Annotated in this window: 22 protein-coding genes, 1 tRNA gene and 1 pseudogene; 11 read left to right on the top strand and 13 right to left on the bottom strand. The window is 55.0% G+C overall.

Annotation, left to right across the window (positions count from 1 at the left end):
* Positions 1–7 precede the first annotated feature (7 nt).
* The 4 genes from puuR (at position 8) to AAIE02_RS10145 (ending at position 4,057) form a co-directional block, all read left to right on the top strand.
* A complete protein-coding gene (puuR, locus tag AAIE02_RS10130) occupies positions 8–565 on the top strand; it encodes an HTH-type transcriptional regulator PuuR (RefSeq protein WP_008454961.1) in 558 nt (185 codons plus the stop codon).
* A 137-nt stretch (positions 566–702) separates the two neighbouring features.
* Positions 703–2,196 (top strand): aldehyde dehydrogenase PuuC, encoded by a 1,494-nt coding sequence (puuC, locus tag AAIE02_RS10135; protein WP_498532475.1) that lies wholly within the window; start codon positions 703–705, stop codon positions 2,194–2,196.
* Entirely contained in the window at positions 2,193–3,473 is a 1,281-nt protein-coding gene (locus tag AAIE02_RS10140; RefSeq protein WP_008454965.1) for an NAD(P)/FAD-dependent oxidoreductase, read from the top strand. The genes puuC and AAIE02_RS10140 overlap by 4 nt, the downstream gene beginning before the upstream one ends.
* Before the next feature lie 323 nt (positions 3,474–3,796).
* Positions 3,797–4,057 (top strand): YdgH/BhsA/McbA-like domain containing protein, encoded by a 261-nt coding sequence (locus tag AAIE02_RS10145; protein WP_336707530.1) that lies wholly within the window; start codon positions 3,797–3,799, stop codon positions 4,055–4,057.
* A 45-nt stretch (positions 4,058–4,102) separates the two neighbouring features.
* Here AAIE02_RS10145 and ldtA read toward each other — a convergent pair whose 3' ends face one another.
* Complete coding sequence (gene ldtA, locus AAIE02_RS10150) at positions 4,103–5,038, bottom strand: L,D-transpeptidase (protein ID WP_336707528.1); 936 nt, start codon at positions 5,036–5,038, stop codon at positions 4,103–4,105.
* Between the two features lie 160 nt (positions 5,039–5,198).
* Here ldtA and AAIE02_RS10155 point away from each other — a divergent pair, with 160 nt between their 5' ends.
* Positions 5,199–6,440 (top strand): mechanosensitive ion channel family protein, encoded by a 1,242-nt coding sequence (locus AAIE02_RS10155; RefSeq protein WP_166872702.1) that lies wholly within the window; start codon positions 5,199–5,201, stop codon positions 6,438–6,440.
* Here the strand turns inward: AAIE02_RS10155 and AAIE02_RS10160 are convergent.
* Positions 6,437–7,891 carry an EmmdR/YeeO family multidrug/toxin efflux MATE transporter gene (locus AAIE02_RS10160; RefSeq protein ID WP_498532476.1) on the bottom strand — a complete coding sequence of 485 codons (1,455 nt, stop codon included), beginning with the start codon at positions 7,889–7,891 and terminating at the stop codon, positions 6,437–6,439. The genes AAIE02_RS10155 and AAIE02_RS10160 overlap by 4 nt on opposite strands.
* A 197-nt stretch (positions 7,892–8,088) precedes the next feature.
* On the opposite strand from AAIE02_RS10160, the gene AAIE02_RS10165 reads away from it, so the two are divergent.
* Positions 8,089–8,164, top strand: a tRNA-Asn gene (locus tag AAIE02_RS10165).
* A 66-nt stretch (positions 8,165–8,230) separates the two neighbouring features.
* Here AAIE02_RS10165 and AAIE02_RS10170 read toward each other — a convergent pair.
* From AAIE02_RS10170 to AAIE02_RS10190, 5 genes are all read right to left on the bottom strand, one after another.
* Entirely contained in the window at positions 8,231–8,587 is a 357-nt protein-coding gene (locus AAIE02_RS10170; RefSeq protein WP_008454976.1) for a putative T6SS immunity periplasmic lipoprotein, read from the bottom strand.
* A gap of 124 nt (positions 8,588–8,711) precedes the next feature.
* Positions 8,712–9,068 carry a putative T6SS immunity periplasmic lipoprotein gene (locus tag AAIE02_RS10175; protein ID WP_498532477.1) on the bottom strand — a complete coding sequence of 119 codons (357 nt, stop codon included), beginning with the start codon at positions 9,066–9,068 and terminating at the stop codon, positions 8,712–8,714.
* Complete coding sequence (locus tag AAIE02_RS10180; RefSeq protein ID WP_498532478.1) at positions 9,065–9,601, bottom strand: type IV secretion protein Rhs; 537 nt, start codon at positions 9,599–9,601, stop codon at positions 9,065–9,067. The genes AAIE02_RS10175 and AAIE02_RS10180 overlap by 4 nt, the downstream gene beginning before the upstream one ends.
* 357 nt (positions 9,602–9,958) lie before the next feature.
* A complete protein-coding gene (locus AAIE02_RS10185; RefSeq protein WP_498532479.1) occupies positions 9,959–11,086 on the bottom strand; it encodes a DNA alkylation repair protein in 1,128 nt (375 codons plus the stop codon).
* A gap of 84 nt (positions 11,087–11,170) precedes the next feature.
* The gene (locus tag AAIE02_RS10190) at positions 11,171–11,839 is read right to left on the bottom strand and encodes a Crp/Fnr family transcriptional regulator (RefSeq protein ID WP_008454985.1); all 669 of its coding nucleotides are present in this window, start codon (positions 11,837–11,839) and stop codon (positions 11,171–11,173) included.
* 281 nt (positions 11,840–12,120) lie between these two features.
* On the opposite strand from AAIE02_RS10190, the gene deoD reads away from it, so the two are divergent.
* Positions 12,121–12,834: a purine-nucleoside phosphorylase gene (gene deoD / locus AAIE02_RS10195; RefSeq protein WP_498532687.1), complete on the top strand. Its 714-nt coding sequence runs from the start codon at positions 12,121–12,123 to the stop codon at positions 12,832–12,834.
* A gap of 22 nt (positions 12,835–12,856) precedes the next feature.
* Positions 12,857–14,383 (top strand): purine-cytosine permease family protein, encoded by a 1,527-nt coding sequence (locus AAIE02_RS10200; protein WP_498532480.1) that lies wholly within the window; start codon positions 12,857–12,859, stop codon positions 14,381–14,383.
* A 17-nt stretch (positions 14,384–14,400) separates the two neighbouring features.
* Here AAIE02_RS10200 and AAIE02_RS10205 read toward each other — a convergent pair whose 3' ends face one another.
* The gene (locus AAIE02_RS10205; RefSeq protein WP_498532481.1) at positions 14,401–15,300 is read right to left on the bottom strand and encodes a LysR family transcriptional regulator; all 900 of its coding nucleotides are present in this window, start codon (positions 15,298–15,300) and stop codon (positions 14,401–14,403) included.
* Between the two features lie 110 nt (positions 15,301–15,410).
* On the opposite strand from AAIE02_RS10205, the gene AAIE02_RS10210 reads away from it, so the two are divergent.
* Positions 15,411–16,787 (top strand): MFS transporter, encoded by a 1,377-nt coding sequence (locus AAIE02_RS10210; RefSeq protein ID WP_498532482.1) that lies wholly within the window; start codon positions 15,411–15,413, stop codon positions 16,785–16,787.
* 3 nt (positions 16,788–16,790) lie between these two features.
* The gene (locus AAIE02_RS10215; RefSeq protein WP_008454996.1) at positions 16,791–17,165 is read left to right on the top strand and encodes a DUF4440 domain-containing protein; all 375 of its coding nucleotides are present in this window, start codon (positions 16,791–16,793) and stop codon (positions 17,163–17,165) included.
* 34 nt (positions 17,166–17,199) lie between these two features.
* Here the strand turns inward: AAIE02_RS10215 and proR are convergent, their stop codons facing one another.
* From proR to fusA, 3 genes and pseudogenes are all read right to left on the bottom strand, one after another.
* Positions 17,200–17,502 (bottom strand): transcriptional regulator ProR, encoded by a 303-nt coding sequence (gene proR, locus AAIE02_RS10220; protein ID WP_008454998.1) that lies wholly within the window; start codon positions 17,500–17,502, stop codon positions 17,200–17,202.
* Positions 17,487–17,861, bottom strand: a pseudogene (locus tag AAIE02_RS10225) (type II toxin-antitoxin system RelE/ParE family toxin). The gene proR and the pseudogene AAIE02_RS10225 overlap by 16 nt, the downstream one beginning before the upstream one ends.
* Positions 17,862–18,082: 221 nt before the next feature.
* On the bottom strand, positions 18,083–20,182 hold the full coding sequence (gene fusA, locus AAIE02_RS10230; protein ID WP_008455002.1) for an elongation factor G: 2,100 nt from the start codon (positions 20,180–20,182) through the stop codon (positions 18,083–18,085).
* A gap of 202 nt (positions 20,183–20,384) precedes the next feature.
* Between fusA and AAIE02_RS10235 the strand changes: the two genes are divergently transcribed.
* Positions 20,385–20,693, top strand: coding sequence for an ArsR/SmtB family transcription factor (locus AAIE02_RS10235; RefSeq protein WP_008455004.1), 309 nt, complete (start codon positions 20,385–20,387; stop codon positions 20,691–20,693).
* Between the two features lie 37 nt (positions 20,694–20,730).
* Here the strand turns inward: AAIE02_RS10235 and AAIE02_RS10240 are convergent, their stop codons facing one another.
* The gene (locus AAIE02_RS10240) at positions 20,731–21,066 is read right to left on the bottom strand and encodes a DUF496 family protein (RefSeq protein WP_008455006.1); all 336 of its coding nucleotides are present in this window, start codon (positions 21,064–21,066) and stop codon (positions 20,731–20,733) included.
* 173 nt (positions 21,067–21,239) lie between these two features.
* Entirely contained in the window at positions 21,240–22,298 is a 1,059-nt protein-coding gene (locus AAIE02_RS10245) for an FUSC family protein (RefSeq protein ID WP_008455009.1), read from the bottom strand.
* Positions 22,299–22,365 lie beyond the last annotated feature (67 nt).

The raw sequence follows: 22,365 nt of genomic DNA on the forward strand, positions 1-22,365 counted from the left end.
TGCCATTATGAGCGATGACGGCCTGGCGCCGGGTAAACGTTTGTCAGCGATCCGCCAGCAACTGGGTCTCTCTCAACGTCGTGCCGCCGAACTGTCTGGATTAACGCATAGCGCCATCAGCACCATAGAACAGGACAAAGTCAGTCCTGCTATCAGTACGCTGCAGAAGCTGCTGAAAGTCTACGGGCTGTCGCTCTCCGAGTTCTTCGCGGAACCGGAAAAACCTGATGAGCCGCAGGTCGTGATTAATTACGACGATCTGATTGAAATAGGCAGTCAGGGTGTTTCAATGAAATTAATACACAATGGGAATCCTAACCGTACGCTGGCGATGATCATTGAGACCTATCAGCCGGGAACCACCACCGGCGAGAGGATCAAACACCAGGGTGAGGAGACAGGCACGATACTGGAAGGTGAAGTGGTTTTGACCGTAAACGGCCAGACCTGGCACCTGGTTGCGGGGCAAAGCTATGCCATTAATACCGGCATGCCGCACAGCTTCAGCAACACCTCGGCAGGCATCTGCCGCATTATCAGCGCCCATACCCCCACCACGTTCTAATTATTTTCAGGCCTGAGTAATCAGGCCTTATTTCAAAACCTTTTTTAACAGGACTTATTTCCTGGGGCTTTTTGCAGCCCAAATTTGCCTGAAGAACCCAGTAAGGCCATTTATCCGATTGAATAAAAGGAGTCATCATGGACTTTCAGCATCTTAATTACTGGCAGGAGAAAGCCAAAAATACCTCGCCGGAAACGCGCTTGTTTATTAACGGCGAATATTGCGCGGCACAGGACGGCGAAACATTTAGTACCGTCGATCCTTTTGCCCAGCGTGACCTTGCCGAAGTGGCGCGAGGCAAAAAAGCGGACGTCGATATTGCGGTGAAGGTCGCCCGCGATGTCTTTAATCGCGGCGACTGGGCGCAGGCTTCCCCGGCCAAACGCAAAGCCGTGCTCGGCAGGCTGGCAGATTTAATGGAGCAGCATCGCGAGGAGCTGGCGCTGCTGGAAACGCTCGACACCGGCAAACCTATTCGCCATAGCCTGCGCGATGATATTCCGGGCAGCGCCCGCGCTATTCGCTGGTACGCCGAGGCCATCGACAAAGTCTACGGCGAAGTAGCCACCACCGGCGTCAACGAACTGGCGCTGATTGTGCGCGAACCCATTGGCGTAATTGCCGCCGTTGTGCCGTGGAACTTCCCGCTGCTGCTGGCCTGCTGGAAGCTAGGCCCGGCGCTGGCGGCGGGCAACAGCGTGATCCTTAAACCTTCTGAAAAATCACCGCTGTCGGCAATCCGTCTTGCGGCGCTGGCTAAAGAAGCTGGCCTGCCGGACGGCGTGTTTAACGTCGTGACCGGGTTTGGTCACGAAGCGGGCCAGGCGTTGGCTCAGCACCCGGACGTGGACGTGATTACCTTCACCGGCTCCACCCGCACCGGTAAACAGCTGCTGAAAGATGCGGGCGACAGCAACATGAAACGCGTCTGGCTCGAAGCCGGCGGGAAAAGCGCCAATATCGTTTTTGCCGACTGCCCGGATCTGCTCAAAGCCGCGGCAACCACCGCCGCCGGTATTTTCTATAACCAGGGCCAGGTTTGCATCGCCGGGACTCGCCTGCTGCTGGAAGAGAGCATCGCCGACGAGTTTATTGCCCTGCTGAAAGAGCAGGCAAAAAACTGGCAGCCCGGCAACCCGCTCGACCCGGAAACCACCATGGGGACGCTGATCGACTGCGCCCACGCCGACAACGTTCACGGCTTTATTCGCGACGGGGAAAGCCAGGGCAAGCTGGCGCTCGACGGGCGGAACAACGCTCACCCGGCGGCTATCGGCCCGACGATTTTTACCGATACGGCGGCGGATGCGCGTGTGGGCCGGGAAGAGATCTTCGGCCCGGTGCTCGTCGTCACCCGCTTCACCTCCGAAGCCCAGGCGCTCGCCCTTGCCAACGACAGCGATTATGGCCTCGGTGCTGCCGTGTGGACCCGGGATCTCTCCCGCGCCCACCGCATGAGCCGCAGCCTTAAAGCCGGTTCCGTTTTCGTCAATAACTACAACGACGGCGATATGACCGTCCCGTTCGGCGGCTACAAGCAGAGCGGCAACGGCCGCGATAAATCCCTGCATGCCCTTGAGAAATTTAGCGAACTGAAAACCATCTGGATTGCCCTGGAGCCTTCATCATGACTGAACATACCACCAGCTATTACGCGGCCAGCGCCAACCACTATGAGCCGTTCCCACAGCTGAATGAATCCGTGACCTGCGACGTGTGCGTGGTTGGCGGCGGCTATACCGGCCTTTCGTCTGCACTGCATCTGTCTGAAATGGGTTATGACGTGGTGCTGCTGGAGTCTGCACGCATCGGCTTTGGTGCCAGCGGGCGCAACGGCGGGCAACTGGTGAACTCCTACAGCCGCGACATCGACGTGATTGAGCGCCGCTATGGCCCGGAAGCGGCCAAAATGCTCGGCAGTATGATGTTCGAAGGCGGGGAAATTATTCGCGAGCGCATCAAGCGCTACCAGATTGACTGCGATTATCGTCCGGGCGGCCTGTTTGTGGCGATGAACCATAAGCAAATGGAAACCCTCGAAGAGCAAAAGGCCAACTGGGAGCGCTACGGCAACACCCAGCTTGAACTGCTGGACGCCAGCGAACTGAAGCGGGAAGTGAACAGCGACCGCTACGTCGGCGCTCTGCTCGACCACAGCGGCGGCCATATTCACCCTCTCAACCTGGCCATTGGCGAGGCTAATGCAATTCGCCTGAACGGTGGACGCATTTTCGAACAGTCCCCGGTGACCCACATTGAGCACGCCAGCCCGGCCATCGTCAGCACGGAGAAAGGCAAGGTCACGGCGAAGTACGTGATCGTCGCCGGGAACGCTTATCTCGGCAATAAACTCGAACCTGAACTGGCGAAGCGCAGCATGCCGTGCGGCACGCAGGTGCTGACCACCGAGCCGCTGGGAGAAGATCTCGCCCGCTCGCTGATCCCCAAAAATTACTGTGTGGAAGATTGTAACTACCTGCTGGATTACTACCGCCTGACCGCCGATAACCGCCTGCTGTACGGCGGCGGCGTGGTGTACGGCGCCCGTGACCCGGCGGATATTGAACGCCTGGTGATGCCCAACCTGCTGAAAACCTTCCCACAGCTGAAAGGCGTGAAGATTGACTACAGCTGGACCGGGAACTTCCTGCTGACCCTGTCTCGCCTGCCGCAGGTGGGCCGTCTGGATAAAAATATTTACTACAGTCAGGGCTGCAGCGGGCACGGCGTGACCTATACCCACCTGGCCGGCCGCCTGATTGCAGAGCTGCTGCGCGGCGATGCGGAGCGCTTCAATGCCTTCGCCAACCTGCCGCATTACCCGTTCCCGGGTGGCCGCACGTTCCGCATCCCGTTTACCGCGATGGGCGCGGCTTACTACAGTCTTCGCGATCGCCTTGGGGTTTAATTTGCCTTCGCTATTGCGCTAAAGGCTCAGCGACGCTGGGCCTGACGAGCAATAACCCGACGCACGGAGCGATCCCCTCCGTGCGTTTTTTTATTAGCGGCCCACCGTTTTATAGCCACCAAAACTTCACGTTGCCGCAGATTAATGAAAGAAAAAAATAAGCTGGCTGATATTAATTTACAGTCAATAACACCCGGATATTACCAGCCAGAATTTTTGAAAGTCTTCATCAATAATGCCAGCTGTTCATTGCCCGGACGGCAACCTAACATGCAACGCATCAACCGAAACCTTGTTTAATTATTCACAATGAGAGATTTATTATGATGCGTAAACTGATTAATTCCGCCCTTGCCCTTACCGTATTGACCGCCCTTAGCGGCACGGCTTTAGCCGCCACCGAAGTCCAGTCAACCACCGCCGGCCAGCGCATGGGCTATGTTTCAGTCACCGGTGCCACAACGCTTGACGAGGCCGTTAACAAACTTGCCGATAAAGCCAGCCAGGCCGGGGCAACCACATTTAAAGTCACGTCGGCAGGCGGAAATAATAAACTTTACGCTACGGCAATATTATTCAAATAAAAGAAAAGCTCGCAACGCGCGAGCTTTTCTTTTTCTTACTGATTATTACAGTCGCCCTGTTTCCGTGGCGGCTGAATTTATTTGTACCGGCATTCCCGAGCGGCGATTAAGTGCTTCACTCACCACAGCCGTATTTACACCTGAAGCCTGAGTTTCGCTGCGCAATAAGGTAGTCATCGGCAGCGGCACTTTCTTGTCGGACTCAAACTCCGCACGGTTGCGCGACAGCGGCTCGTGAACTTCCAGCCAGCGCTTGCCGTCCGGCTCGGCGGTCACCTTCACCGGCTGGTCGATGAGCTGAACGCGGGTCCCGACCGGCACATTATCGAACAGGAATTTGATGTCGTCGTTGCGCAAGCGGATGCAGCCCTGGCTGACGCGCAGGCCGATGCCAAAGTTGGCATTGGTGCCGTGGATGGCGTACAGCTTGCCGATGTAAATGGCGTACAGGCCCATCGGGTTATCCGGCCCCGGCGGCACAAAAGCCGGCAGCGTTTTGCCCTCTTTGGCGTATTCGCGACGGGTATTCGGGGTTGGCGTCCAGGCCGGGGCATCCTGTTTGCGCTCGACGCGGGTCACCCAGTTGCGCGGCGTTTCGCGCCCCGCCTGTCCAATACCTATCGGCAGGATTTCTACGGTGTTAGTGTCCTTCGGATAATAATAAAGGCGCATTTCCGCCACGTTCACCACAATCCCTTCCCGCACGGTATCCGGCAAAATCACCTGCTGCGGAATAACCAGCTGCGTACCGACTTTGGGCAGGAACGGATCGACGCCTGGGTTGGCCTCCAGCATATTGCTGAAGCCCTGCCCGTACTGAGCGGCAAAGTGTTCCAGCGGCTCTTTGTTCCCTTCCGGCACGGTAATCGTCAGGGGCGCACCCACCAGGCGGCTGCCTTCAGGCGGTAAAGGATAGGTCACGGCCATCGCGCTCTGCGTGACCGCCGCCAGAACAAATGCCAGCGTGGAGAAACGAATCATAATTTCCCTGTTAGTTAACATGATGTGAATGCATTAAGCATAACCGTCCTGAGACAATTCTGTAAGGATTGCGCGTTAATATGTCTACTAATTGTACAGTCGGGTTGCGACCGCGGACCGCAGAAGGCATGATGTCCTCTTGTTTTTTAAAGGAGACGTTATGCAGGAATTGATATCCGCCCTCGAGCAATACGGCATCCAACCCAGCCACACCACTTCCCTGATCGTCATTTTCGGCATCATTTTTCTTACCGCGCTGGTGGTGCATTTTATTCTGCACGGCATAGTGCTGCGTGCCTTTGAGAAGCGCGCACAGTCCAGCGCCAGCCTCTCTTTGCAGATAATCACCCAGAACAAGCTGTTCCAGCGGCTGGCGTTTCTGCTGCAGGGCATCATCGTTAACGTTCAGGCGGTGCTGTGGCTGCAAAAAGGCAGCGACGCGGCCACCATTCTGACCACCTGCGCCCAGCTATGGGTCATGCTCTACGCGCTGATGTCCTTTTTCTCGCTGCTGGATGTGATCTTCGGTCTGTCGGGGAAATTCGCCTTTGCTTCTCAGCTACCGCTGAAAGGCATTTTCCAGGGCGTGAAGCTGCTGGCCGCGATTGTCGTCGGCATCATGATGGTGTCGCTGCTTATCGGGAAATCCCCGGCAATATTGATAAGCGGTCTCGGTGCGATGGCCGCCGTACTGATGTTGGTGTTTAAAGATCCGATTCTCGGCCTGGTCGCTGGCATTCAGCTTTCTGCCAACAGCATGCTGAAAATGGGCGACTGGCTGGAAATGCCGAAATACGGCGCGGACGGGGCGGTGATCGACATCGGCCTGACGACGGTGAAAGTGCAAAACTGGGACAACACCATTACCACTATCCCAACCTATGCGCTGGTGTCCGACGCGTTTAAAAACTGGAGCGGGATGTCGGCCTCAGGCGGGCGCCGCATCAAGCGCAGCGTGAACATCGACACCACCAGCATTCGTTTTCTTTCGCAGGACGAGCAGGAGAAGCTCCTTAAAGCGAAACTGCTGCAGCCGTATATGGCGGAACGTGGGAAAGAGATCAGCGAATACAACCAGCAGCACGCCGACGACTCGGTGCTGAACCAGCGCCAGATGACCAACGTCGGCACCTTCCGGGCCTATCTGAATGAGTACCTGCGCAACCACCCGCGCATTCGCAAAGACATGACGCTGATGGTGCGCCAGCTTGCTCCTGAAAGCGAAGGATTGCCGGTGGAGATTTATGCCTTCACCAACACCGTGGCCTGGGCCGAGTATGAAAGCATTCAGGCCGACATTTTCGACCATATTTTTGCCGTGGTGGACGAGTTTGGCCTGCGTATTCACCAGACACCAACCGGCAACGACATGCGGGCCATTGCCGGGGCTTTCGAACGCTAAACGGTGCTTTCTTCCTGAACCGAAAGTGGTTCTTTTGGCGGTCGCGGGTATTTTTTCAGCCAGCGGCCGCTGACCATTCGCCAGTAGAAGCAGGCGCCGCGCACCGCCCAGTCGCCGAACATCCCCAGCCAGACGCCCACCACGCCCATGCCCAATACAATCCCCAGCGTGTAACCGGCGATAACGCGGCAACCCCACATCCCCGCCATCGACACCCACATCGCAAAACGTGCGTCACGGGCGCCCTTCAGCCCGGCAGGCAGCACCCAGGACGCGGCCCAGATTGGCATAAAGGCGGCGTTCATCCACAGCAGGACTTTAACGACTTCTTTGACGTCATCTTCGCTGGTGTAGAACGAGGCGAATAACCCGGCGAACGGCGCGGTTCCCCAGGCAATGATCGTCAGGCCAATGGTGGCGAGCCAGAACGTATGGCGCAGCTGGCGCTCGGCCTGGCCGATTTGCCCTTTCCCTAACCGTCTGCCGACGATGATCGTTGACGCCGACCCGAGGGCGTTACCCGGCAGGTTAATCAGCGAGGCCACCGAGAAAGCAATAAAGTTACCGGCAATCACGTTGGTCCCCATCCCGGCAACGAACATCTGCGTCAGCAGCTTACCGCCGTTGAACAGCACCGACTCGACGCTCGCCGGAATGCCGATGCCGAGCACTTCCCACAAAATGCCCCAGTTGAGCGGCGTAAAATAACTTTTCAGCGAGATACGCAGCGCCGGGTTAAAGCCAATCATCAGCACGAAGATAATGCCCGCCGCACCGATGTAGCGGGAAATCGTCAGCCCCAGTCCCGCGCCAACAAAGCCCAGCCCGCCCCAGCCAAAGATGCCGTAGATAAGAATGCTGCTGATGATGATGTTGAGGATGTTCATGCCGCCGTTAATCAGCAGCGGGATTTTGGTGTTCCCCGCCCCGCGCAGGGCGCCGCTACCGATAAGCGCTATGGCTGCCGCCGGGTAGCTCCAGACCGTGGTTTGCAGGTAAGAAAGTGCGAGAGCTTTAACTTCCGGCGTGGCGCTACCGGCAATGACATCGATAATGTGCGTGCCCGCCAGATGAATGCCTGCGGCCATGATAAAAGAAACCATGGTCATCAGCACCAGAGACTGCCGGGCCGCCGCCCTCGCCCGCTCCGGATCCAGCCTGCCAAAGCTGAACGCCACCACCACCGTGGTGCCGAGATCGATAGCGGCGAAGAACGCCATGATAACCATGTTAAAACTGTCGGCGAGCCCTACGCCCGCCATCGCCTCTTTCCCTAACCAACTGACGAGGAAGGTACTCAACACCCCCATCAGCAATACGCAGGTGTTTTCGAGGAAGATTGGCACCGCCAGCGGCGTTATCTCACGCCAGAACAGCACCCGATAACTCTTACGTTTGGCGTACCACGGCGTTTTCGCCACGCTCTGGCGAAGGACTGCATGTAAGTTCAAGCGAGGACCTGCAAGGAAAGATAAAACGGCATTTCAAATAATGGGCGACAAATCGTTATCCTGCAAAGGATTTTTTTGTCTCTGATTGCCTGAAAAGGCAACAAGATGTTGATAGTTTCCGCAAACGCACCACAGGGTGAGATTTTGCCTTTGACAAGCCCCGGAGCCGCCGCTAATATTCGCCCCGTTCACACGATTCCTCTGTAGTTCAGTCGGTAGAACGGCGGACTGTTAATCCGTATGTCACTGGTTCGAGTCCAGTCAGAGGAGCCATATTTGAGAAGCCCGCTTAAGGAAACTTAAGCGGGATTTTTGCTGTTGGTGGTTCAGGCAAAGGCGTTACTTCCCACAGCCGAGCTCGATGAATAATCCGTTGTTGTCGATGAAAAAGCCATATCGATAGACTTTGTTATTCAGCGTATAGGACGTTTGGTAGATGTAGCCACGGGTAAGCGGAACCTTTATGCAGGTATCTGGATAAATGAGGTGTTTGTAGTCAGCAACAGCAAGATTTTTAAAGTCGTCACCTTGTAATGAAGAAATTGAATAGCGACTTAGTACATCGGATTTATCAACGGTAAAACAGAGATTGCCGTTAATAATGTCATAGCTTCGCCACTCGCCTACACCTAGATTTTCACCCACACAGCCAGTAAGCAAAGAACAAGCAGAAACAAATGCAACAACATGCTTCATAAAGGAAATCTCCCCAGTATTTTCTTGTACCGTGAGAACAGTGAAACCGTCGGCTCTGCCGGGTTAAGGTGGCGAAGATTGGTGATGTCGTTCAGGTGGTTGTGTAAGTATCCCGGCAAAGGTGTTACTTCCCACAGCCGAGCTCGATGATTTGCCTGTCATTATCAATAAAAAAACTGTACCGATAGTTTGCTTTATTCATCGTGTAGGATGCCTGGTAAATATATCCCGGTGTTAGCTCGATGTTTATGCATGTATTCGGATAAGAAAGATTATCGAGATCGGTTACGGCAAGGACTTTATATTCGCCACCCTGAGTCGAAGAAAGCACATAGCGAGTCAACACGTCTGATTTGTCCACGGTGAAACAAATGTGGTTTCCGTCAATATAAAGACTCTTCCAATCTCCAACGCCCAAACCTTCGCCGACGCAACCAGACAACGCGGAACACAAAAATATTAACTTGAATAAGCGATTCATAAAGGAAATCTCCCCAGTATTTTCTTGTACCGTGACAACAGTGAAACCGTCGGCTCTGCCGGGTTAAAGTGGCGAAGATTGTAGGTATTAGAATTGCCTTTAAATCCGTGAGTCTTCAATAGCCAGTAATCGCTAACGATACAGGCTTGTTGCTCCAGGCCGTAATCGAGCAGTGTCGGTTTTTCGAGATCATAGTAGTAGTCAGCGGCCCAGGAAAAAGCACCGCGAGTGCGCACCCACATCCCCCGCTGATGCTGCCAGACATGCATCATTTCATGCATGAAGAGATGACTGGCATCGATGGGATTACGTTGAGCTGAGGAGAAATCAGGCTCATAGACACCTTCCTGAAACCATATTTCCCCGTAAGGCGTCATAGCGAAGCTGTTTTTTTGCATATTAAATGGCAAATAGCTCCCACGATGAATCCAAACTTTGTGATATTCAATAGCGTTACCGTAGAGTGTTCTGGCGAGCTTAATTTCCCCAAGCGTCAGCAGCCGTAGGCCACCTCGCTTTATTCCTATAGACATAAACCCTCCTTTTGGAAGGGTTTATGTTACCATCGGATTAAAATCATACAATTATTTAGTTTATGAATGAATTACGATAATGTAATCATGCGGGAAATAGTATGTGGCCGATATATCTTTGAGTCTTAGTAGATTTTCATTAATATTTTTCTTCTTTAAAATTCATCTCCGGCCAGAGAAGCCAAACTGTGAAGCCCATTCAAGAATTTTTCCCTTTACTGCATGAACTTATTTATTCCAGATCTTTTAAATCCATTTATTAAATAGCTTTAAGGCAAAATCTGTTCTTTTGGTATAACCAATGCTTAGGCGCAATAAAACCCTCGCCACCCGCAAAACGCCGGCGGCGGATCCTTGCTATAAATCCAACACCCACTCCTCTCCCCCAAGCACCTTGCCGTTGACCTGGATCTCAATCCGCTGCACGCCGGAGTAATACTGGCGGGTGGTGATTTTCTTCACCGCGTGTTTTTTCTCTATCGTTACCGAGCCGTTGGCCGGGAGTTCGAACGCGCGAAGCTTGAAAACCTTCGGGGCGGTGCTGCCGTTGGCTTTCATAAAGTGGAGCACGTAGTCCACCACGATATTTTGCGGGGTGCTGCTGGTTGAGCGGAGGCTGACTTTAAATGCCAGGTATTCGCCCAACGCAATCGCTTTTTGTTTGAGGGAGAATGCATCCAGCGCGACGTCCGCGCCGTGCTGCACGCCAATAAGCGCCAGCGCATCCGGGTGACCATTCTTAATTAAGGTGCGCAGCGAGTGGCGGGTTATCCAGGCGACTTTCTTTACGTCGTCACCGCCGGACTGTTTCGCCTGCTGCTGCCAGTTTTGCAAAAGCTGAATCACGTAGTCCGGGTGGTCTTTGGTGATGTCGTTCAGATGGTTGGAGACGCTTTTTCTGACGTAAAGCTCCGGGTCGAACTTCAGGGCGTCCAGAATGGCTCTGGTTCCCGCCGGGTCTTCGATAAACAGATGCAGTTTTTCGCCCCACGGCACGCGCGGGCGGGTGCCCTCTGAGGCCCAGCGGCGGATGTCCACGCTTTCGTCCTGCGCACATTTAAGCAGAAACCGCATGGTCGCGTCGGGATCCTGCTTGATAAAAGGCCTCACCGCCCATTCGGCGGTAAAGCAGGCTGTCACCACTTTCAGGGCTTCGAGGGAAAGTGTCGGGTGGTTCAGGCCATAGACCTGAATAAACTCCGCAAAAGGCCAGACGGCAAAACCGCGCAGCTTATGCTCTTTTAATACAGCAACCACCACGCCCAATGCAGCCGGGTAGTCCTGCGGGAGCTCAGACGCCAGTGCGTCGCGGATGGCCTGAACTCTGGCCTTCATTTCCAGCTTATCGAGGTCTTCCGCTTGCTTTAAAAACGCTTTGGCGTTGAAGGCGGGATGATGCCGCGCGATTAAGCTCGCGATGTCCTGCAAAAGCCCATGATTAAAAGCATGTTTAAACGCGTTCTGATTTTCGACGGGCTCACTCACTGCACTACTCCATGGCGGATAACGTATTGCCGGAGTCTATCACTGTTTTTTCTTTGCTTTTTAGCCGTTTGCTACAAAAAACTGCTAACTAATTCGCCCAGGGTTCGTCAGCACCTGACGGAATTTTTCTATGTCACAAATCACGTATTCATGGGCCACTTTCTGAATGTACTGCTCTTCTATCAGCTGGTTGATCACCCGGCGGTAGGTTCTCTCGGAGCAGCCAAACCGTTCAGCCTCGCGGGATACCTGTGAGAAGTCCACCAGCGGCTTGCTCTGCTGATGGCGTTCATACAGGTCGGCCACGATGTTAAACACCAGCGGCTGCAGGAAACGCTCCATGGTTCTCGCCATCCCGCGCTGGTAGCTGGTGGAAAGCAGCTGGCTGAGCCAGACGCCGACTTCCGCGTGGCTGGTCAGAATGGTGTCCATCATCGCCAGCGGGATGACTTTGACCGTCATGGTATCGTGGGCGACGACCGAGAACTGGCTCGGCGTGTGGGTAAGATATTCTATTTCGCCGATGATAGTGTCGCTGACAAAGCGCTGCCCGAGACTGAACGCTTTCCCGTTTTCGGCGTTGTAATGCATGGTGTACTCGCCAAGCGTGATCCAGTAGAGCGCTTTGATCTCTTCGCCCTGGCGCAGAATAAATTCATCGGGGCCGATCTCTTTGCTTTTCAGCGGCGCGGCGTACACGGCATCGCGTAGGATCTGATGCCCGCGCTGAGCGAATTGCTGAATAATATTCATGGTGTTGTCGCTCTCCGGCAGGCTGCCTCGCAGCTAAATAACGTCAAGTATTGCCTGTTTCGCCAGAATCTGCGGCGAAAAAGGCGGCTGAGATTAACTATCGCCCCTCGGTATTGTCAATACTCCGCGTTTTACTCCCCCCTCGCCAGCCCTGGCGTGTCACTTTTCTTGCAAAGGCAAAAATCAAATTTGTGATCGCCGTCGGCCTGGTCGGACATTTGCCTTTTTCTGCAAGCTACGGGGTTTCTATCGTAATGGCATGAAACCAGCCAGGAGATCGTCTGATGACGCCACATATTAACGCCAACCCCGGCGACTTTGCCGAAACCGTGATCATGCCCGGCGACCCGCTGCGCGCGCAGTACATTGCGCAGACGTATTTAACCGATGCAAAGCGCGTGTGCGATACCCGCAATATGTTTGGCTTTACCGGCTACTACAAAGGCAAGCGACTTTCCGTGATGGCTCACGGGATGGGCATTCCGTCCGTTTCCATATACGCCCATGAATTGATCAACGCCTTTGGTGTGAAACAGCTTATTCGCATCGGCACCTGCGGTGCGGTGGATGAAAGCGTGGATATGCGTAAGGTAATTGTCGCCACCGGCGCAGGTACGTCTTCTTCGGTAAACCGCGACCGCTTTAGCGGCTACGACTACGCAGCCGTGCCTGATTTTGATCTGCTGCGCCGCTGCTGGACGGCAGCTGAGCAACATAATATTCCGACCCAGTTCGGCAATACCTTTACCAACGACCTGCTGTACGACAAACCCGAAGGCATGCTCCCTGCCCTCAAAAAGATGAACATCCTTGCGGTGGAAATGGAAACCTCGGCGCTGTTCACCATCGCCGCGCAGTACCGCGCCAAAGCCCTGAGCCTGCTGACCGCCTGCGTAAGCAGCGTCACGGGGGCAGAGCCGACGGCAGAAGAACTACAAAACACGTTAGACAACATGATTGAGCTCGCTTTAGAAACCGCACTTCTCTGCGATTGATTTCTCCCATAAGGGTTCTTCGATGACAAACTCTACACATCAGCCGGCCTCGGGCGGCATAAAAGTTGAAGCAAACGGCGTGAATGCCGTCCCGGAAGCTGAGCGCTACGGCAAACCCGCCGGGCTGTTTCCGATTTGGTTTTCCTGGAACGTTTCTATTCTGGGCATGACCTACGGCATTTACGTTTACTCTCTCGGCCTGAGCGTCTGGCAGTCGATCACCGCCGGGATTATCGGCTACCTGCTGTCCTGCTGCCTGGTTGGCGTGCTGGCGGTGGGCGGGCCAAGAACTGGCCTGCCTACGTTGACGCAAACCCGTTTCTGCTTCGGCTATCACGGTAATAAATTCCCGACCCTGTTCGCCTATATTTCCAATATGGGCTGGAAAATCACCATTATTACCCTCGCCTCGTCTACCGGCGCGGCGCTGTTTGCCAAACTTTGGCCTGCGGCGTTTGCGCTGGCAGACGGCAAACCTACGCTGGTGTGCATTCTTGGCTGGTTTATCGTCAGCCTTGTGCTGACCATGTCGGTCGCCATTTATGGCCACCAGCTGATCATGAAGGTGGAGAAATACATCGCCTGGCTGACCGGGTTTATGAGCATCATCTTTATCTTCCTGATGCTGCCGCATATTCACTGGGAAAAGCTGGGCCAGAGCACGGCGCACGGCGACCTGTTGACCTACATCGGCGGCGTGGTGATGGCAATGACGATGGTGGGCCTTGGCTTCCTGAACTACGGCGGCGACTTCGCGCGCTATTTGCCGAAGAAAACCCAGGCCTCGAAGGTTATTTTCTGGACGACGACGGGGATTTCTCTGCCGGTGAGCATCCTGCTGGTGCTGGGCGCCTTCCTTGCCGACAGCAACCCGGACCTGAGCGCAGCGGCGGCGCAGTCGCCTATTGCCTCGCTGACTAACCTGCTGCCGTTCTGGTTCTACGTGCCGTTCTCCATCGTGATTATTGTTTCACTGCTGGCGGCGGCAATTACCGGCGTATACAGTTCAGGTCTTGCCCTGCTGGCGCTTGGTATTCCGGCCAGCCGCGCCACGACGACCACGCTGAACGCGGCTATCATCGGCTTCGGCGCGTTCTACCTGATGTTTATTTCCGATTCGTTCCTGGCGACCTTCCAGTCGTTCCTGGCCTCTATTTCGGTGGTGATCGGCTCCGCCGGGGCGATTCAGCTGATCGACTTCCTGCGCCAGAAGCGCCTGGGCTGGGATGTGGCGATGGCGAATAAAGCGGGTTTTGGTGGCCGCGATGGCCGCTGGACGGCACTGCTTTCACTGGGTATAGCGACCTTTGTGGGGCTGGGCACAATTACTTCCGGCGATCCGTACATCGCGCACGTGGTGGGCTTCCTGCTGACGGAAGAGACCCGCCACAGCGTCTTTGCGACGGCAAACCTGGGCGTTATTGTCTCGATGCTGACCGGGGGCGTATTGTATTCGCTGCTGACCTTCGGCCTGAAAATTGAGCTGCCGGGCATTTCGTCTGCACAAGCGGCTTCAACCGTGCAGGGTAAAACCCAAAAAGCGCTGTAAGCCGAAAAACAGGCCCGCTAAGCGGGTCTGTTATTTTCCCACTCCTGCAAAAAGTCTATCAGCGCACGCACCTTCGCCGGAACATGCTTCGTGTTCGGGTAAACCGCATAAATTCCCTGGGATGGGAAACGGTATTCCGGTAGCACATGCTGAAGTTCATCGCGCCCTATCGCACTACGCACCAGCCATTCGGGCAATAAACCTACGCCGCAGCCCTGAACCACAAAAGCCATGAGCGCCGCCGCCGTGTCGGTCATAAAGCGGGCCGGCCCGGTGATCGTTAACTCTCTCGTTTCCTGGTCAGGCCCAATGACCTGCCATTCTCTGGGGGTCGGCAGCCGACGATGAATGACCCATTCCGCTTCGGCCAGCGCCTCCAGGCTGCCAATCGGGTTACGCTCAAGCCACTGCGGCGCGGCAACCGCCACAATCTCGAACCGCTCTATCAGCGCCGCGCGGTAGGACGAATCCGCCAGCTTGCCCAGGCGAATAGCCACGTCAAACTGCCCGGAGATGAGATTAGCCGGAGCAGATGAAGATTCGTGCCGGATGGTCAGCCCCGGATGCAGCCTGCCAAAGGCACTTAGCGCCGGGATAACCTTTGCCTGGCCGTATTCCGGCGTTGTCGAAATACTCAGTTCGCCAGAAAATCCGCCGTGATGCCCCTGCACATCTTCCACCAGCGCTTCGCTCTCCCTTAACAGCTGCAGAGCGCGCTGGTAAAACACTTCCCCCGCCTGGGTTAATGCCACGCGCCGCGTGGAGCGTACAAGCAGCGAAACGCCAAGTTCCGCCTCAAGCTGACGAACGTTAAAGCTGATCGCCGCTTTCGTTTGCTGCATGGACTGCGCTGCCGTGGTAAATCCCCCGGCCTCCACCACCGCAACAAACTGCGCCACCCGCTGCAAGTTGAGCATGCCAATTCGCCTGATTATCAAATTATTTTTGACAGTGTATCAGCCGAAACGGGATTTATCCGTCTCGTGGAACCTGCTGAAATCGCCTTTTCTTTTTCACGAGAGCCGCCATGCCTTATCGCTACAGGGTTGCCGCCGTTTATCTGCTCGGTTTTTTTCTCGACTTAATCAATATGTTTATCTCCAACGTCGCCTGGCCTGAAATGGGGAGGGAGTTTCACGCGCCGGTCACCGAGCTGGCGTGGATAAGCCACGGCTATCTTTGCGGCCTGACGCTGGTTATCCCCTGCAGCGCGTGGCTGACGCAGCGGCTGGGTGCCAGGCGCCTGTTTATGCTTTCTTTGGGGCTTTTCTCTCTCGGCACGCTGGCTTCCGGCCTGGCTCCCGGCCTTGAAACGCTGGTCGCCGCACGTATTCTGCAGGGCGTGGGAGGCGGGCTGCTCATCCCAGTTGGTCAGGCCCTGACCTGGCAGCTTTTCGCGGTGCACGAGCGGGCAAAGCTTTCCTCGGCAATTATGCTGGTTGCGCTGCTGGCTCCGGCGCTTTCGCCAACCGCAGGTGGATTGCTGGTGGAATCTTTTGGCTGGCGCTGGATATTTCTCTCCAGCCTGCCGCTGGCGCTGCTGACACTAGTTCTGGCGGGATTTTGGCTAAAACCTGCAGAGCAACAAACTGCCCGCAGACCGCTGGACGTTAAAGGGCTAATGCTGGGATCGGCGGGGCTATTCGCTATTTTGCTGGGCGTCACGCAGGCCGGAAACCCGGCGGCTCATGGCGCGGCATTAGTGTGGCTCATCGCTGGCATGCTTATTCTTTGGTTTTTTATTCGCCGGAATGGCAAACATCCGACCCCGCTGTTCAGCCTGCCGCTGCTGGCAGATCCTCTGCTGCGTTACGCCATGCTGGTTTACCAGTGCATTCCGGGGATTTTTATGGGCACCAGCCTGGTCAGCATTGTCTATCTGCAAACGCAGTTGGGCCTGTCTGCCACTCAAACCGGAATGCTGATGCTGCCGTGGGCGATGGCCTCTTTTGTCGCGATTTCATTTACCGGCAAGATGTTTAATCGCCTCGGCCCTCGCCCGCTGATCGCCGCCGGGGGCATATTTCAGGCCGCAGGGATTTTGCTGCTCACACAAATCAACTCCGGCGAGCAAGCCTCGTGGCTGGTAGCCGCTTACGCGTTGATGGGCCTGGGGGGAAGTCTTTCCAGCAGCACAGCGCAGAGCACCGCTTTTATCGCCATCCCTTCGGAGGCTATGCCGGAAGCGAGCGCACTGTGGAATATTAATCGCCAGTTAAGCTTTTGCTTTGGCGTGGCGCTACTGAGCCTGCTGTTAACTGTTTTACAGGCGCTGATGCCCGCCCCTCGCGCTTATTTTTTCACTTTTAGCCTTGCCGCCGCCGGGACGCTTGCCCCGCTGGTTTACGCCTGGCGGCTCAACAATCAGCAGATTAAAAATCAACTGACCCAAAAGGAACTCTGAGCAATGAATATCTGGTTTGAAGAAGTGATTGAGGCCCATGTTGCCATTGAGCAATGGCTTGGTGCGGGCAAGGGGGAGCTGGAAGCGCTGCTGGCATGCTTTACTCACGACTATTCAATGGTCGCGCTGAGCGGCGCAAGGCTGGATTATCCGGCACTTTGCAGCTTTTTCCGTACCAGCGGCGGCAGCCGCGAAGGGCTGGCGATTGAGGTCGATAGCCTCCAGTTGCTGGACGAATGGCCGCAGGGTGCCGCCGTGCTTTACCGCGAAACGCAAACGCTTAACGGCTCCAGCACCGTGCGCTGGTCTACGGTTATTTTCCGCCGCGAGGGCGAGAAAGTGTTATGGCGACATTTACAGGAAACGGCGCAGGCTTAAGCCGGAGCGGGCGGTGAAAACCGCCCCATCAGTCCTAAAGCGCGATGTTGAAATGCGTCCCGTCCGGCAGCTCGATATCCAGCTTAACCTTACCCCCCGCCGCCTCAACGTAACGCTTGAGGGAAGAAAGCTTGATGTCGCGGCCTTTTTTTTCCATTTCGGCAACGGTGGGCTGCTTCACGCCCAGCTTCTGCGCCATCTCAGTCTGCGTTTTTCTGACTTTGTCACGAAGTTCGGCCAGGTGGATATTCAGCAGCATTTCGTCGGCCATGGCCTGCGCGGCGGCCACCACTTCGGGTTTTTCTTCGGCCATCCATTGTTCTAACGTTCGCCCCATTCTATTTGCTCCTTTTCCGTTAACTGCTGTAAGTGCGCCCGAAACTCGTTGTCTGCTAATGGCACCATGACGTTATAAAAACGCTTCTCGTTCCCGGCTTTATTTCCCGCACAGAGCAGGATGGCACAGCGTTTTATATCAAAAGCAAAAAAGATCCTGAGGGGCTCACCCCGGCACTAAATTCGCAGCTCTTTCATGTTGGAGTACTGCGACCCTTTTACCGTATCGGCATAAGGCCGTCCGAGTATAGGCCCTCTCTCTTTGAGCAGTACAACCCCTGCCATAACGCAGGTTTTGGTCATGTCATCTGACGCCGTAACCCAGGCATCAAACGTATCCGTCATTTTAATCGACCACACATCGCCCTCCGCAATATAGGTTAAATACTATATAGGAACAAGCCTATGTGCCGATTGCGTGAGCAAAGACCAAGTTAATCATTTGGCCTTGGGTGAATCGTCGAGAGAGATTCGGAAATGAATAATGACGTTCAGCGAGTTGCAGCCTCACTGGAAACGGACTCGTAAACTTGCTCAGGTGAAAGGTGGATGAGAAAACCCCATCCACCCTGGCTGACTAATTATGATTTACGGCTGGCAATAATGTCGTCGGCCACGTTACGCGGCGCTTCGGCATAATGATGGAACTCCATGCTGTAGGTCGCCCTGCCCTGAGACATTGAGCGCAGCGTGGTGGAATAACCAAACATTTCTGCCAGCGGGACATCGGCCCGAATAATCTGGCTGCCAAAGCGTTCTTCCATGCCCTGCACCATGCCGCGGCGGGAAGAGAGGTCGCCCATAATGTTACCGGCGTAGTCTTCCGGCGTTTCCACTTCGACGTGCATGATAGGCTCCAGAATAACCGGATCCGCTTTGCGCACTGCGTCCTTGAAACCGAAGATCGCCGCCATCCTGAACGCCATTTCCGAAGAGTCGACGTCATGGTAAGAGCCGAAGGTCAGCGTGGCTTTGACGTCCACCACAGGGTAACCGGCGAGCACACCTGTATTCATCGCCTCACGCAGACCTTTTTCCACAGAAGGAATGAACTCGCGTGGCACTACCCCCCCTTTGGTGGCATCTTCAAACACAAAGCCTTTGCCCGGCTCAAGCGGTTCGAGCGTCAGCACTACATGTCCATACTGGCCTTTACCGCCTGACTGCCGCACAAATTTCCCTTCCACGTCTTTCGCCGTTTTACGGATCGTTTCGCGATAGGTGACCTGTGGCCGGCCAATGTTCGCTTCCACGCCAAACTCACGTTTCATGCGGTCGACGATGATTTCCAGGTGAAGCTCGCCCATGCCGGAGATGATCGTCTGGCCGGATTCTTCGTCCGTATGCAGGCGGAAAGAGGGATCTTCCGCCGCTAAACGCTGCAGTGCGATACCCATTTTCTCCTGGTCGGCCTTGGTCTTCGGCTCGATAGCGAGGGAAATCACCGGCTCAGGGAACTCCATTCGCTCAAGCGTGATCGCCGCATTCGGGTCGGTTAACGTATCGCCAGTGGTGACGTCTTTCAGCCCTACGCAGGCGGCGATATCCCCGGCGCGCAGCTCATCCACCTCGTGGCGGTCGTTCGCATGCATCTGCACAATACGTCCGATACGCTCCTTTTTGCCTTTCACCGGGTTGTAAACCGAATCGCCTTTTTTCAGCACGCCGGAATAAACACGGATAAAGGTCAGTTGCCCAACATACGGGTCGGTCATCAGCTTGAAAGCGAGCGCCGAGAAGGGTTCATCATCACTGGGATGGCGTTCCGCGTGCTCCCCCTTTTCATCCACGCCGTCAATGGCAGGAATGTCGAGCGGAGACGGCATCAGCTCTACCACCGCATCCAGCATGCGCTGCACGCCTTTGTTTTTAAACGCGCTGCCGCACAGCATCGGCTGAATTTCCCCGGAAATGGTGCGCTTGCGCAGACCGGTAATAATTTCCGCTTCGCTCAGATCGCCGGTTTCCAGGTATTTATCCATTAGCTCATCGCTAGCTTCCGCCGCAGCAGAGACCATTTTTTCGCGCCACAGTTGTGCAGTCTGCAGCAAATCCTGCGGCACAGGCCCATAGCTGAACGTCATGCCCTGGGTCGCATCGTCCCAGATAATGGCGCGCATTTTGATGAGATCCACCACGCCAGTGAAGCTGTCTTCTGCCCCGACCGGGATGACGATGGGAACAGGATTGGCTTTCAGGCGGTCAATCATCATCTGCACCACACGGAAGAAATCAGCGCCCGGGCGGTCCATTTTGTTAACGAAGGCCAGCCGCGGCACGCGGTATTTATTAGCCTGCCGCCAAACGGTTTCTGACTGCGGCTGCACGCCGCCCACTGAGTCGTAAACCATTACCGCGCCGTCCAGCACACGCATGGATCGCTCCACCTCAATGGTGAAGTCCACGTGTCCCGGCGTGTCTATGATGTTGATACGGTGCGGTTCAAAACCGCGATCCATACCCGGCCAGAAGCAGCTCACCGCGGCGGACGTAATGGTAATACCGCGCTCTTGCTCCTGAGCCATCCAGTCTGTCGTTGCTGCGCCATCGTGAACTTCACCCAGTTTGTGGCTCATGCCGGTGTAAAACAAAATACGTTCGGTCGTGGTTGTTTTACCGGCATCAATATGGGCTGAAATACCAATGTTGCGATAGCGTTCGAGAGGGATGGGTCGGGGCATGATGTGTCCTTAGTCTTGTTGACTGTTAAGCGACGGCCACTATGGCCGCCAGAGTTGTTCGCCATCAGCATAGTACAATTGTACGAGTATATTCGAACAATTTGAGCTATCGTTAATATCAATACATTCGAAGGGCATCAAGTTTGCTATCAAGTTTGCTATAGTAGCCGGCCGCCGTGCCGCCACCGCCTACAGGAAGAGTATGATCGCCAACCATCCGGAACGAGAACAAATCCGCCTTGAAAATGTGCTTTTTGCGCTGGGCAACCCTTTGCGGATGGGGATCGTCAGATCGCTTGCCGGGGGGGAAGAGCTTACCTGTGGCGCTTTAATTCAGGATGTGGCGAAGTCGACCATGACCCACCACTGGCGAGTTCTGCGCGATAGCGGCGTAATCTGGCAGCGCCCTCAGGGACGTGAAAATTTGATTTCGCTGAGGCGTGAAGATCTGGATGCTCGGTTCCCCGGACTGCTGGAAACCCTACTGCGAGTGATGGTGAACGAGGCATAAAAAAACCGCCCTGAAGGCGGTTTTTTCATCGCTGAAGTTATTCAGACTTGGTGTCAGCCACTTTCTGCTCGCCCATCACTTTCAGCTTCTTAGAGATCTCGCGACGCTCTTTAGACAGCTCGGCGTTTTTGATGATGTAGTCATCCACGCGGTCTTCGTAGTCGGTTTTCATGCTGGCAATGATGCCCTGCACCGCTTCGATGCTCATGCCTGGCTTGATGTAGTCGCTCAGGTTATCAAGCAGCAGCACGCGCTTTTGGTTGTCACGGATCTTTTTCTCTACGTCCTGAATTTCACGCTGCAGTTTGTTTTTACGACGGAACAGACGAACAAACTCCAGAACGTCCTGGAAGGTAGGTTTGATATTTTCCATTTTTACACCCCTGCTAAATTGGTACTCGGATTCGTTAAGACAACCGCCATAACCTTAGTAGTAGCGGTTGACGATTACAATTTTTTGTCAGTCTCACTAACGGGCTTGCCCTATCTTAACCTCAATTTCTGCTGAATCGAAACAAGCATTGTCATTTCTGTGCTTTACGCGCGCTATTTACGCAGTGCGCGGCAAATGAGGTGCGACAGCAGCTCAAGCTGGCGGGCCAGTTCAAGGCTAAGCCAGACGTAGCCGTGAATAGGCGTTTCCTGCAGCTGACTGCCCTTGCCCTCCTCCATCAACTGGCGAAGTTCAAAAACGATCTCATTCAGTTTCTCGGTGTTGGCTGAGATGGGCGAAGGGTTCCCTTCATACAGCGCCGTTGCAATGGCCGACAGTGTGCGCTGCGTCATTTGCTGCGTGTCGCGCAGCGTATGAGCGTTGATCATCACAAAATGGCTTTCCCGCGTCGCCCAATAGGCGTTGATTTGCAGCTCAAGGGTGCAGACCATGTTGCGATTAATGGTCTGAATCGCCTCAAAGACTGACTTCTGAATACGGGTTTCCTTACCCGCGGGGCCAATCAGGGCGCGCATCTTGACCACGTCATTCAGGATTTTCTGCAACGGTTTTTCCAGCCGTGGGCGCTCCACAAGGTTTGGCGAGAACCCCGCAGTGTAGATTTTGCTAAACGCCTGCACGAAGGTCGCCATCTGGATACGCCAGTGAATAAACGCCCGCTGTGGGTAAACGCTGGTGAACAGCATGGCCAGAAGCGAGCCGAAGATAACGTCGCCGCTGCGCCACAGAGCAACTTCCATATCCCCCGGCGGCGCCCCGACAACTACGGAGAGCGTGATGCCGATAAGCAGCGCCTGGTAGGGACGTTTACCCAGCGCCAGATAGCCGCACAGGAACATCGCCAGCCCGCACCAGATGATCATCAGCGGTAAGGAAATAAGCTCCAGCTTAAGGGCTATCAGTCCGATGGCCGCGCCAAAAATGGTGCCACCGATACGCTGGAAGGCGCGCGGAACAACGTTCCCCCAAAAGGAAATGGGGCCCATCACCACCACCAGTGTGATAAGCGGCCAGGTGCCTTCGGGGATGTTCAGCAGGCGAACCAGAACAAATGTCAGCACAAAAGCAAGGGCGATACGTATGCCGTGGGCAACGCGATAGTTGCGGTAAATACGGATCTCAAACGGGGTCAGTGATTTGTCGGGGCGCACACCCGGCTCTCCGAAAATAAAAAAGAAATTGTACCCGTTTTTCTCACAAAGAAATCATGTTGCCAGG

The organism is Cedecea sp. Ae19-4 (genome assembly GCF_059801165.1).

Coding starts and splice junctions, on each gene's coding strand:
- puuR (WP_008454961.1), top strand. CDS start 8: ATGAGCGATGACGGCCTGGCGCCGGGTAAACGTTTGTCAGCGATCCGC.
- puuC (WP_498532475.1), top strand. CDS start 703: ATGGACTTTCAGCATCTTAATTACTGGCAGGAGAAAGCCAAAAATACC.
- AAIE02_RS10140 (WP_008454965.1), top strand. CDS start 2,193: ATGACTGAACATACCACCAGCTATTACGCGGCCAGCGCCAACCACTAT.
- AAIE02_RS10145 (WP_336707530.1), top strand. CDS start 3,797: ATGATGCGTAAACTGATTAATTCCGCCCTTGCCCTTACCGTATTGACC.
- ldtA (WP_336707528.1), bottom strand. CDS start 5,038: ATGATTCGTTTCTCCACGCTGGCATTTGTTCTGGCGGCGGTCACGCAG.
- AAIE02_RS10155 (WP_166872702.1), top strand. CDS start 5,199: ATGCAGGAATTGATATCCGCCCTCGAGCAATACGGCATCCAACCCAGC.
- AAIE02_RS10170 (WP_008454976.1), bottom strand. CDS start 8,587: ATGAAGCATGTTGTTGCATTTGTTTCTGCTTGTTCTTTGCTTACTGGC.
- AAIE02_RS10175 (WP_498532477.1), bottom strand. CDS start 9,068: ATGAATCGCTTATTCAAGTTAATATTTTTGTGTTCCGCGTTGTCTGGT.
- AAIE02_RS10180 (WP_498532478.1), bottom strand. CDS start 9,601: ATGTCTATAGGAATAAAGCGAGGTGGCCTACGGCTGCTGACGCTTGGG.
- AAIE02_RS10190 (WP_008454985.1), bottom strand. CDS start 11,839: ATGAATATTATTCAGCAATTCGCTCAGCGCGGGCATCAGATCCTACGC.
- AAIE02_RS10200 (WP_498532480.1), top strand. CDS start 12,857: ATGACAAACTCTACACATCAGCCGGCCTCGGGCGGCATAAAAGTTGAA.
- AAIE02_RS10205 (WP_498532481.1), bottom strand. CDS start 15,300: ATGCTCAACTTGCAGCGGGTGGCGCAGTTTGTTGCGGTGGTGGAGGCC.
- AAIE02_RS10210 (WP_498532482.1), top strand. CDS start 15,411: ATGCCTTATCGCTACAGGGTTGCCGCCGTTTATCTGCTCGGTTTTTTT.
- AAIE02_RS10215 (WP_008454996.1), top strand. CDS start 16,791: ATGAATATCTGGTTTGAAGAAGTGATTGAGGCCCATGTTGCCATTGAG.
- proR (WP_008454998.1), bottom strand. CDS start 17,502: ATGGGGCGAACGTTAGAACAATGGATGGCCGAAGAAAAACCCGAAGTG.
- fusA (WP_008455002.1), bottom strand. CDS start 20,182: ATGCCCCGACCCATCCCTCTCGAACGCTATCGCAACATTGGTATTTCA.
- AAIE02_RS10235 (WP_008455004.1), top strand. CDS start 20,385: ATGATCGCCAACCATCCGGAACGAGAACAAATCCGCCTTGAAAATGTG.
- AAIE02_RS10240 (WP_008455006.1), bottom strand. CDS start 21,066: ATGGAAAATATCAAACCTACCTTCCAGGACGTTCTGGAGTTTGTTCGT.